Raw genomic sequence first — 12,028 nt, forward strand, 5'->3', positions numbered from 1 at the left:
GCTGAGGCGCTGTGCACCTCAAGAGCTTGACGCTCAAGGGATTCAAGTCCTTCGCGTCGGCAACCACCCTGCGATTTGAACCAGGTATCACCTGCGTCGTCGGACCCAACGGGTCCGGCAAATCAAACGTGGTCGATGCCCTGACCTGGGTGATGGGCGAACAGGGCGCCAAGGCATTGCGCGGCGGCAAGATGGAAGACGTCATCTTCGCCGGCACCTCGGGCCGGGCCGCGCTGGGTCGGGCCGAGGTGACGCTGACCATCGACAATTCCGATGGTGCGCTGCCCATCGACTACTCCGAGGTGTCGGTGACACGCCGGATGTTCCGGGACGGCGCCGGCGAATACGAGATCAACGGCAGTTCCTGCCGGTTGATGGACGTCCAGGAATTGCTCAGTGACTCCGGCATCGGCCGTGAGATGCATGTCATCGTCGGACAGGGACGACTCGCCTCGATCCTCGAATCCCGGCCAGAAGAACGCCGAGCCTTCATCGAAGAGGCCGCCGGTGTGCTCAAACACCGCAAACGCCGGGAAAAGGCGGTCCGCAAGCTCGACGCGATGCAGGCAAACCTGTCGCGGCTGGGCGACCTGACCTCGGAGCTGCGCCGTCAGCTCAAACCACTCGGTCGCCAGGCCGAGATCGCCCGCCGCGCGCAGACGGTCCAGGCAGACCTCCGCGATGCCCGGCTCCGGCTTGCTGCAGACGACCTGGTGATCCGCCGCAGCGAACTCGCCGAGCAGCAGACCAGCGAAAGCGAACTCCGCAGGCAGCAGGACGAGCTGGCCGCCCAGCTCGATGAACTCCAGATCCAGGTCGACGACAACGAGAAGTCGCTGGCACAGATCGTTCCGGCGGCCAACGAGGCCGGCCAGGCCTGGTTCGCCCTGTCCGCGCTGACCGAGCGGGTCGGCGCGACCTGCCGGATCGCTGCAGAACGCAGCCGCTATCTGGCAGAGCCGGTTCGGACGGATTCGGGTCGTGATCCCGAACAACTCGATCGTCAGGCAGAGGCCGCCGCCGCCGAGGAGACCACGCTCACCGAATCCGTCGAAGAGGCCGGAATGCAGCTCGACGGCGCCAAGGAGGCCCTCGCCGAACTGGAGGAAGAGGCTGCCGAAGCCCAACGTGCACATATGGCGGCCGTCCGGGCCGTTGCCGACCGGCGTGAGGGATTGGCGCGACTCGAAGGCCAGGTCGACAATCTGCGCACCAAGGTCGAGACGATCGACGCGGAAACGGCCCGACTCGGTGCCGCCATCGAGAACGCGGCGGCCCGCGCCGAATCGGCCGGCGAGGAGTTCGATGCCGCGTCGGCGACGGTGGCCGACCTCGATGCCTCGGAACTGGGCCTCGACGAACACCACGAGCGCAGCGTCGCCGCGCTGAACCAGGCCAACGAGCGGGTCGCCGAACTACAGGCCGCCGAACGTGCGGCCGAACAACGGGTCACCTCGCTCAGGGCCCGGATCGATGCATTGGCAGTCGGTCTGGAGCGCAAAGACGGTGGTGCCTGGCTGATGGAGCACCGTTCGTCCGAATTGCTCGGCCCGATGTCCTCGCTGTTGCGCGTCGAGGAGGGCTTCGAACCCGCCATCGCCGCGGCACTCGGCCCGGCCGCCGACGCGGTGGCCACCGCCGATCTGCCCAAGGCCCGCGCATCGTTGTCGGCGCTGCGGGAGAACGAGGGCGGCCGCGCCTCGGTGCTCATCGGAGGTGTCGAAGCGACCGGTCGCGGAAGTGCGACCCTGCCTGCAGGCGCGCGGTGGGCGCTCGAGGTGGTCTCGGTCCCCGAAGCGCTGCACGGTGCTGTCGAACTCTTGCTGGGGTATACCGTCGTCGCCGACACGGTCGAGGTGGCCGAACTGGTTGTCGCGGATGCGAAACAAGTTGTACCGCATATTGGTTCGCTGCGGATCGTCACGCTCGACGGCGATTTGATCGGTGCCGGATGGCGTAGCGGCGGCACCGGCGCGCGGCCGTCCACCATCGAGGTGCAGTCCGCGATCGACGCCGCCCGCAACGATCTGGTGCAGGCCGGTCGACGCAGCGAAGAACTGATGGCCGCACTGTCCGGCGCGCTGGCCCAGCAGTCGGATTGCCGTGATACCGCCGAACAGGCACTCGCCGCGCTGCATGAATCGGACGCGCAGCTCGGTGCGATCTACGAACAACTCGCCCGGCTCGGTCAGGCGGCCCGTGCGGCGCAAGAGGAATCGGCACGTCTGGCATCGCAACGCGCCCGTGTCGAGGACAGCCGCACCGAGGCGATGGCCACACTCGCGGCCGCCGAGGAGCGGTTGCACATGGCCCGGGACGAGAGCACCGATCGCGGCGGTGGCGGTGAGCTGCCGGACACCGAGCGGGATGCGGCAGCTGCCGCGGTCGCCGAGGCCCGAGCAGTTGAGATGGAGTCCCGACTGGTCTTGCGCAGTGCCGAGGAGCGCTTGGCCTCGGTTCGCGGCAAGGCCGATTCGCTGCGCCGGGCCGCGCGCGCCGAGCGGGAGGCGCGGGAACGTGCCGAACGACAGAACAAGGCCCGCGCCCACGCCGCGGAGGTGGCAGAGGTTGCGCTGGAGTTGGGAAAACTGATCGCCGCGCGTCTGGAAATTGCTGTGGCACAGGCACAGTCGTATCGCGACGAACTCGAGCGTGAGCGCGCGACCCGGACCGAACATCTCGACGTGGTCAAAAAGACCGCAGCGGAGGTCGGTGCGCAGCTCGCCTCGTTGAAGGATGCGGTGCACCGCGACGAGGTGGCCAAGGCGCAGGTGTCGCTGCGGATCGAGCAGCTCGAAGAGCAGATCATGAACGACTTCGCGATCAGTCCCGACGATCTCATCGCCGAGTACGGGCCCGAGGTCGCGTTGCCGCCGACGGAGCTGGAGATCGCCGAGTACAACCAGGCCAAGGAGCGCGGCGAGACGGTGGTCGCACCGACGCCGATCCCGTTCGACCGTGCCACCCAGTCCGCCAGGGCCAAGAAGGCCCAAAAGGATCTGAACACTCTGGGCAAGGTGAATCCGCTTGCGCTGGAAGAGTTTGCCGCGCTGGAAGAGCGCTACAACTTCCTGTCCACGCAACTCGAAGATGTGAAAAAAGCGCGCCAAGACCTGCTCGACGTGGTGCAGGATGTCGACAACCGGATCCTGCAGGTGTTCACCGAGGCCTACGCGGACGTCGAACGCGAGTTCGTCGAGGTTTTCAAGACCTTGTTCCCCGGAGGTGAGGGACGTCTGGTCCTGACCAATCCGTCGGACATGCTCACCACCGGCATCGAGGTGGAAGCCCGTCCACCCGGCAAGAAGGTCAAACGCCTGTCGCTGTTGTCCGGTGGTGAGAAGTCGCTGACCGCGGTTGCCATGCTGGTGGCGATCTTCCGGGCTCGCCCGTCACCCTTCTACGTGATGGACGAGGTCGAAGCTGCGCTCGACGACACCAACCTGCGCCGGCTCATAACTCTGTTCGAGCAGCTGCGCGAAAAATCGCAATTGATCGTCATCACCCACCAGAAGCCGACCATGGAGGTCGCCGACGCCCTCTACGGCGTCAGCATGCAGGGCGACGGCATCACCACGGTGATCTCGCAGCGGATGCGGGGCCAAGACCTGGGCGCGCCGCCGACCGTCGAAGCAGGTCAGGCAGCGACCTGACTGAGCAGCACTGCGAAGTCTCCGGCCTGATCGGTCCAGGTGTGGTGGCGGTCGAGGCCGGCGGCCGCGAGCTCGCCGTGCAGGGTGTCGAGGTCGAACTTGGTGCTGATCTCAGTGAGGATCTCGGCACCTTTGGGTAATTCCCAGCTGCGCTCGATGGTCCCGAACTCGGCTGATATGTCGCGACGGGCGCGGAGCCACATCTCGATCCGATGTTCGGCGGGGTTCCACCTCGCGATGTGATCGAAGTCGTCCGCGTACAGGCCTCGTGCCGCCAACCCGGTCCGCAACACCTCGATCACATTGCGATTGAAATCGGCGGTCACGCCTGCGCGATCGTCGTATGCGGCGATGAGTCGGCCTGGATCCTTGATCAGGTCGGCGCCGAGCAGGAAAAAGTCCCCGGGGCGCAGCGCCCCGGAGATCCGCCGAAAGAAGTCGGCGCGTTCACGGGTGTCGAGGTTGCCGATGGTGCCGCCCAAGAAGATCGCCATCCGCGGGCCGGCATGGTGCGCCAGAGACAGTGCCGGATCCCCGAAATCGGCGTGGAGAGGTTCGACCGCGATTGCCGGGAACTCCGCGGCCAACTGCTCGGACGCCGAGGTGAGCATCTCGATGCTCACGTCGAGGGGCACATAGGTGAACGCGCCGCCGCGATCGGTGAATGCCTGCAGCAACAAACGGGTCTTCTCCGACGTCCCCGATCCGAGTTCGATCATGGTGCGGGCACCCGACTGCCGGGTGATGTCGACGCTGTGGGTCCGCAGGATCTCGGTCTCCCGGCGGGTGGGGTAGTACTCCGGCAGACGGGTGATCTCATCGAACAGCTCGCTGCCGCGCTTGTCGTACAACCACTTCGCAGGCAGGACCGGCGGGTCCTGCCACAGGCCGACCATCGCGTCGGCGACCAGATCCGGGTTCACAGACGTGTTCGACCCCGTCATCGGGCCAGCCGCAGCCCGCTGAGCACCCATCGAGAGGGCGCCGGGAAAAAATTGCGGTACGTGATCCGCTCGTGGCCGCGCGGTGTCAGAGCGCTTGCGCCGCGCAGGACGTGCTGATCACTCATGAACTTGCCGTTGTATTCACCGACGGCGCCGTTGGCCGGGACAAACCCCGGATACGGGAGATAGGCACTCGACGTCCATTCCCACACGTCGCCGACCATCGCCTCCGTGGCGATCGAAGGGTGACATCGCCTCGGATCGAGCAGTCCGCCGCGGCGCCCGCCGGTGAGGGCGGCGGCGTTCTCCCACTCGAACTCCGTCGGTAGGCGGGCACCCGCCCATCGGGCGTACGCGTCGGCCTCGTAAAAGGAGACGTGCGCAACCGGTTCGTCGAAGACCACCGGTCGACGGCCGGACAGCGTGAACGTGGTCCAGGTCCCGTCGTCGTTGCTCCAGTAACCCGGCGCGGTCCATCCGGTCTCCTGGATACGGGCCCAGCCGTCGGACAACCAGAACTCGCTGCGCCGGTAGCCGTCGTCGGCCATGAACTCGAGCCATTCACCGTTGGTGACCTGCCGGTTGGCGATCTCGTAATCGTGTAGGTAAACGGTGTGGCGCGGACCCTCGTTGTCGTAGCTGAACCCGCGATCGTCGGCACCGATCTCGACCAGCCCACCGGCCATCGATTGCCAGCGCAGGGGAGGGGCCGACGCGGTCGAACTTCGCGCGTTCGACTCTGACGCCCGATCGACGTACACCGGGCCGAAAGGATGGGTGGAGAGCAGATGCTTGATATCCATCAGCACTAGTTCTTGGTGCTGTTGCTCGTGGTTGCAGCCCAGTTCCACCAGTCCGATCGCCACGTCATCGAGTCGGTCTTCGGTGAGGGCGGCGGCCAGGGCCCGGTCGATGTACTCGCGGTAGCGGGTGATCTCCAGGGTGCCGGGCCGGGTGATCAGACCACGCTCCGGGCGGGGATGACGGGCACCGACAGCCTCGTAGTAGCTGTTGAACAGGTAGCGGAACGATTCGTCGTAGACGGTGTATCCGGGGAGGTCGCGGAGAATGAACTCCTCGAAAAACCAGCTGACGTGCGCGCGGTGCCATTTGGTCGGGCTGGCGTCCGGCATCGACTGAGGTGTCTGGTCTTCGGGGGAGAGTGCTGCGGTGAGACGGTCGGTGAGCCCGCGCACGTCGAGGAATTTGGTGGTCAGAGCGGACTGGTCAACCGAAATGCTCATGTTCGTCTCCTGGTCGTGGTCAGGGCGTAACGAGTATGGGTGCAGGGTCTGACAATCACCGTACGCCCAGATCCTGGTCATCGGTGCGGTTGCGAACGTTCCTCGACTGTGTCCGGACGTGCGGCTCAGATCCCCTCTGGCAGACTGGGCCGGTGAACTCAGGTGCCGTAATCGCGATCGTTGTTGTAGTTGCCGTGCTGCTGTTGGCGCTGGTGGTCGGAGGCCTGGTGGTCTCCCGTCGCCGTCGAATCTCCCTGCGCGACAGCGAAGATCAGATCACCGGATCCGATGGCACCAGGCAGGTCGACAAATCGGGTGGCTATCAGGCGGGTTCGGGCTTCTCCTTCACCCAGGGCGGGTCCGGGACGACAGTTGCCGAACCGCCGACCCCGGACGTCCCGAGTGCACCTGCGAAAGATGTTGCGCCCGAGCCCGAGGTTGTCGAACCGCCCGCTGCCCAGATGCCGGTCGTCGAGCCGGAAGTGGTCGAACCCGAGGTAGCGGAACCCGAGGTCGCCGAGCCTGAAACCCCAGCGCTTGAGACTGCAGCGCCTGAAACTGCAGCGCCTGAAACTGCAGCGCCCGAGGTGGCCGAGCCAGAGACTGCCGCCCCGGCACCCGAGCCTGCGCCTGAGGTTGTCGAGCCGAAGGTCGTCGAGCCGGAGATCGTCGAACCGGAGGTCTTCGAGCCGAAGATCATCGAACCGGAGATCGTGGCGCCGGAACCTGAGCTCGAGCCAAAGGCCGTGGAGCCGGCGCTCGATGAGATCGCGCCGACCGCGGGCCGCCTCGGCCTGCTCCGCGGTCGTCTGTCACGGTCCCAGAACGCACTGGGCAAGAGCATGCTCGGGCTGCTCGGTGCCGGTGACCTGGATGAGGACAGTTGGGAAGAGATCGAGGACACGCTTCTGATGGCCGACCTCGGTACATCGGTGACGATGGCAGTCGTCGACCAGTTGCGTACCGAACTCGCCCAGGCGCCGGTCCGTTCGGCGGCGGAGGTCCGGGCCCTGCTCCGCAAGGTGTTGATCGCACAGATCGAGCCGAACCTGGACCGCTCGATCCGCGCGCTTCCGCATGCAGGCAAGCCCTCTGTCCTGTTGGTGGTCGGTGTCAACGGCACCGGCAAGACAACCACCACCGGCAAACTGGCCCGCGTTCTGGTGGCCGACGGTCGCCGGGTGTTGCTCGGTGCGGCCGACACCTTCCGCGCCGCCGCTGCGGACCAGCTGCAGACATGGGCAGAGCGGGTCGGTGCCGAGGTGGTCCGCGGTAAAGAAGGCGCCGACCCCGCTGCGGTCGCGTTCGATGCCGTCTCGCGTGGCATCGAGGAAGGCGTCGACGTGGTGATGATCGACACCGCGGGTCGGCTGCACACCAAAACCGGACTCATGGACGAGCTGGGCAAGGTCAAACGTGTTGTCGAAAAGCGGGCCGCCGTCGACGAGGTGCTGTTGGTCCTGGATGCGACCACCGGACAGAATGGCCTCACCCAGGCGAAGGTGTTCTCCGAAGTCGTCTCGATCACCGGGGTGGTGCTGACAAAACTGGACGGCACGGCCAAGGGCGGGATCGTCTTCCATGTGCAGCGCGAGCTCGGGGTGCCGGTCAAGCTGGTGGGTCTGGGAGAGGGCGCAGATGATCTTGCACCGTTCGAACCAGAGGCGTTTGTCGACGCTCTGTTGGGCTGATCAAACGTTGCTCAGATCCTGCGAATTGCTGCGACTCGAGACGGCCTCACACAACAAATCAACGTAGGTTCGGCGGTCTGATCAACGTCATTCCTGCCGGTATACATAGATGAAACATGAATCGGGTCGCGGTTCACACGCATGAAACACCAGAGCACCCTAAACGCAATCCTCGCCCGCCAATCTCTTTGAAGGCGCCGAGCCGTCGGCGCACTCTAGGAGGTTTCTTACAGTGGTTTTGGCACTGCCAGACGATGCGTTTGCGCCCTACGACGTCGGGGCGACCGCCTGGGTCCTGACGAGCGCCGCACTCGTGCTCTTCATGACACCGGGACTGGCCTTCTTCTACGGCGGCCTGTCGCGTCAGAAATCCATCATCAACATGATGATGATGTCCTTCGGCTCCCTCGGTGTCGTGAGCGTGATCTACGTGCTCTGGGGTTACTCGATGTCGTTCTCGTCGTCGACAACCGGCGACAACGACATCCTGGGCATCTTCGACAACCCGTTCTCACTCTTCGGCCTCAATCAACTGATGGAGACCAAGGACATCGACGGCGAGACGTTGAATGTCATCGGCGGCTTCGGAGACGTTCCGGCCATCGTGTGGGCCGGCTTCCAGCTGACCTTCGCGGTGATCACCGTCGCGCTGATCTCGGGTTCGCTTGCCGAGCGCGTGAAGTACTCGACATGGCTGGTGTTCACGGGCGTCTGGGCCACCCTCGTGTATTTCCCGCTCTCGCACATGGTCTGGGGCGGCGGTCTGCTCTCGAACGCCGAGGACAGCTTCGCGTCGTGGATCTTCGGAACCGAGGACGTCGACGGTGACATCGTTGCCAAGGTTGCCCCGATCGACTTCGCAGGCGGCACGGTTGTCCATATCAATGCCGGCATGGCGGGTCTGGTCCTTGCTCTGATCATCGGCAAGCGCGTCGGCTTCGGTCGCACCGCCTACCGCCCGCACAACGTGCCGTTCGTCATGCTCGGTGCGGCAATCCTGTGGTTCGGTTGGTTCGGCTTCAACGTCGGATCCGAAGGCACCGCAGACGCTCTGGCAGGCCTGGTCTGGATCAACACCACCGCCGCGACCGCAGCAGGTCTGATCGGCTGGCTCGTGGTTGAGAAGATCCGCGACAAGTCCGCGACCGGCGTCGGCGCAGCATCGGGCATCGTTGCCGGTCTGGTCGCCATCACCCCGGCTTGTGGCGCGCTGACCCCGATCGGTTCGCTGATCCTCGGTGTGATCGCCGGTGCACTCGCAGCTGTTGCCGTCGGTCTCAAGACCAAGCTCGGCTTCGACGATTCGCTCGACGTCGTCGGCGTGCACCTCGTTGCCGGCCTGTGGGGCACCATCGGGATCGGCCTGCTGGCCTCCGAGACCGGCCTCTTCTACGGTGGCGGCGGAAAGCAACTGGTCATCCAGATCGTCATCGCACTGGTCGCTGTCGGATTCACCGCTGTCATGACCACCATCATCGCGTTCGCACTCAAGCCACTCGGCTGGCGGATCACCACCGAAGATGAGGACACTGGTATCGATGAGACGGATCACCGCGAAAGCGCGTATGACTTCGCTTAAGTCCTGCAAACTCAATTTCGCTAGGTGATCCTCATGGAGGGATACAACAAATGAAGCTAGTTACCGCGATCGTGAAGCCGTTCACGCTCGAAGATGTCAAGGCTGGTCTGGAACAAGCAGGCGTTGTCGGTATGACCGTCAGCGAGGTCCAGGGTTACGGTCGCCAGAAGGGCCACACCGAGGTCTACCGCGGTGCGGAGTACTCAGTCGACTTCGTTCCCAAGGTTCGGGTCGAGGTCGTTGTCGACGACGCCGCAGTCGACAAGGTTGTCGATGTGATCGTCGAAGCTGCACGCACCGGCAAGATCGGTGATGGCAAGGTCTGGGTGTCCCCGGTGGAAGCCGTCGTCAGGGTGCGTACCGGAGAACGCGGCAGCGAAGCCCTGTAAGACAGTGCCATTTCTCAATGGCGGTCGCGGTCCTGCTTCCGAGGAACCCTCGGAGGCGGGACCGCAGCCGTCTCACGCGACCCCTGCCGCGGCAACAGACCTTGTCACGGCACGCAAACAACTACTCACACGCGCCGACGGCAACAAGCGCATCGATGCGCCCGCCCTTCGGCGGGTGCTCGTCGACCTGCACGACTTCTGGCTCACCACCAAGGCTGCCGAGATCGGAATCAAACCGGGTAGTGGGTTTGCGATCGTCGCGGTCGGCGGACTCGGGCGGCAAGAGTTGTTGCCCCACTCCGATCTCGACCTGATCCTGCTCCACGACGAGATGGATCCTGCCATCGTCGCCGAGGTCGCCGATCAGATCTGGTATCCGCTGTGGGACGCACACATCAAGCTCGACCACAGCGTGCGGACGGTGTCGCAGGCCTTGCAGGTTGCCGCCTCTGACATGACTGCGGCGCTGGGGCTTCTCGAGGCGCGGCACATCGCAGGCGACGAGGACCTGTCGCGGCTGTTGATCGGTGGTGTTCGCCAGCAGTGGCGTACCGACATCCGGTCACGCTTCGGCGGACTGGTCGACCAGGCCCGTGATCGCTGGCGTCGCAGCGGCGACATCGCGCACCGCGCCGAACCCGACCTGAAATACGGTCGTGGCGGTCTGCGTGATGTGCACATGCTCGATGCCTTGGCCATCGCGCAGCTGACCGACGGCATGGCCGCGCTGCGGCCGGATTCGCCGGGTGGTGGTCTGCGCCAGGCATACACGCGCTTGCTGGACGTTCGTACCGAACTGCACCGGATCACCGGTCGACCACGGGAACAGCTACGGGCGCAGGACGCCGACGAGATCGGTTCCGCACTCCGGATCGGCGATCGGTTCGAGTTGGCGCGCACCATCAGCGACAGTGCGCGCACCATCAGCTACGCCGTCGACGTGGGTTTGCGGACCTCATCGAACTCCTTGCCCCGCAAGGGATTGTCGAAGTTGCGGAGATCCCCGATCCGGCGACCGCTCGACGAGGGTGTCGTCGAGCACCAGGGCGAAGTGGCGCTGGCGCGAAACGCGTTCCCCAGCAAGGACCCCGGACTCATCCTCCGGGTCGCGGCGGCGTCGTCGCGGACCGGACTGCCGATGGCCGCAGCGACACTTGCCCGGCTGGCGGATTTTGCACCGGAACTGCGCGAACCCTGGCCTGCGGACGCTCTCAGCGATCTGTTGGTCCTGCTCGGATCCGGCGAACACATGATCGCGCCGATCGAGGCATTGGACCGAACAGGTCTGTGGGGCCGGCTCATCCCGGAATGGGGTGCGGTGCGCGACCTTCCGCCCCGAGATCCCATCCACACCTGGACCGTCGACCGGCATCTCGTCGAGACCGCGGCCAACGCAAGCGCTTTGACCACGCGGGTGTCACGGCCGGACCTCCTGGTGCTCGGTGCCCTCATACACGATCTGGGCAAAGGCCGCGGTGCCGATCACAGCGTTGTCGGTGCCGAACTCGCCAACCAGGTGGGCAATCGCTTCGGGTTGTGGCCCGAGGACGTGGTGATCTTGTCGAAGATGGTGCGCTATCACCTGCTGTTGCCGGAGATGGCCACCCGCCGCGACCTCGACGATCCGGCGACGGTGCAGAGCGTTGTCGACACGCTGGGTGGCTCGCGGGTCCTGCTGGAGCTCCTCGCGGCGCTGGCCGAGGCCGACTCGCTGGCCACCGGACCGGGCGTCTGGGGTGACTGGAAGGCGTCGCTGATCGGTGAATTGGTCAGGCGGTGTCTGCGGCTGATGGAGGGTGGCGACCTATCCACCCCCGATCCGCTGACACCTGAGCTGATCGCCCTCGCCGAAGCCGGTGGGATCAGCGTGGACATGGTGTCCACCGACAATCAGCACACCTTCTCCGTGACCATGATCGCGCCGGAGCAGCCGGGCTTGTTGTCCCGGATGGCAGGCGTCCTGTCGTTGCGGGGTCTGCGGTTGCTCAGTGCGGTGGTGCAGACGCACGCGGGGAGTGCGGTCAACACGTTTCTCGTGTCGCCGATCTTCGGAGATCCCGGTGAGGTGGGATTGCTGCGCCAGCAACTGATCCAGGCGGTCGAAGGTGGGATCGATGTGATCGCACGACTGGACGCCAAGGAACGCGACAGCGCGCCCCTGGCGCCGCCGGACGGAAGCGTGTCGCCTGCGGTGCCCGCGTTGTTCGCGCAGGCACCCCCGAGGGTGATCTGGTTCGACGGCTACGACGACAGCAGTGTCATCCTCGAACTCCGTGCCGGCGATCGGGTCGGACTGCTGGCCCGGGTCAGTGATGTTCTCGAACGTCATGGCGTCAACATCACGTGGGCCAAGGTCGCCACGATGGGCGGATCGGTGGTCGACTCGTTCTGTATCCAGTTGCCCGGAGACGGCTCGCAGACCCGTGACCAGCTCGAACACGCGATCCTTGCAGTGGTGCCACCACCGGCGCCACCCCGAGAGCACGACGACAAACCCGGTAAATCCGGTGTCCCGATAGGCTAGGGGC

Annotated in this window: 7 protein-coding genes; 5 read left to right on the forward strand and 2 right to left on the reverse strand. The window is 65.3% G+C overall.

Annotated features, from left to right (window positions below; all coding sequences use genetic code 11):
- Positions 1-11: 11 nt before the first annotated feature.
- Positions 12-3,653 (forward strand): chromosome segregation protein SMC, encoded by a 3,642-nt coding sequence (gene smc, locus AC1TQG_RS17355; RefSeq protein WP_482138978.1) that lies wholly within the window; start codon positions 12-14, stop codon positions 3,651-3,653.
- Here the strand turns inward: smc and egtD are convergent.
- Both egtD and egtB read right to left on the reverse strand, forming a co-directional pair.
- A complete protein-coding gene (gene egtD, locus AC1TQG_RS17360; RefSeq protein WP_482138980.1) occupies positions 3,638-4,597 on the reverse strand; it encodes an L-histidine N(alpha)-methyltransferase in 960 nt (319 codons plus the stop codon). The genes smc and egtD overlap by 16 nt on opposite strands.
- Positions 4,594-5,841 (reverse strand): ergothioneine biosynthesis protein EgtB, encoded by a 1,248-nt coding sequence (egtB, locus tag AC1TQG_RS17365; RefSeq protein ID WP_482138981.1) that lies wholly within the window; start codon positions 5,839-5,841, stop codon positions 4,594-4,596. Before egtB ends, egtD begins: the two co-directional genes overlap by 4 nt.
- A 152-nt stretch (positions 5,842-5,993) precedes the next feature.
- On the opposite strand from egtB, the gene ftsY reads away from it, so the two are divergent.
- The 4 genes from ftsY (at position 5,994) to AC1TQG_RS17385 (ending at position 12,024) form a co-directional block, all read left to right on the forward strand.
- On the forward strand, positions 5,994-7,532 hold the full coding sequence (gene ftsY / locus AC1TQG_RS17370; protein WP_482138983.1) for a signal recognition particle-docking protein FtsY: 1,539 nt from the start codon (positions 5,994-5,996) through the stop codon (positions 7,530-7,532).
- 232 nt (positions 7,533-7,764) lie between these two features.
- On the forward strand, positions 7,765-9,111 hold the full coding sequence (locus AC1TQG_RS17375) for an ammonium transporter (RefSeq protein WP_482138985.1): 1,347 nt from the start codon (positions 7,765-7,767) through the stop codon (positions 9,109-9,111).
- A 50-nt stretch (positions 9,112-9,161) separates the two neighbouring features.
- The gene (locus tag AC1TQG_RS17380; RefSeq protein ID WP_482138987.1) at positions 9,162-9,500 is read left to right on the forward strand and encodes a P-II family nitrogen regulator; all 339 of its coding nucleotides are present in this window, start codon (positions 9,162-9,164) and stop codon (positions 9,498-9,500) included.
- Positions 9,501-9,504: 4 nt separating this feature from the next.
- Complete coding sequence (locus AC1TQG_RS17385) at positions 9,505-12,024, forward strand: [protein-PII] uridylyltransferase (RefSeq protein WP_482138989.1); 2,520 nt, start codon at positions 9,505-9,507, stop codon at positions 12,022-12,024.
- Positions 12,025-12,028 lie beyond the last annotated feature (4 nt).

This window comes from Williamsia sp. Y844, assembly GCF_056786475.1.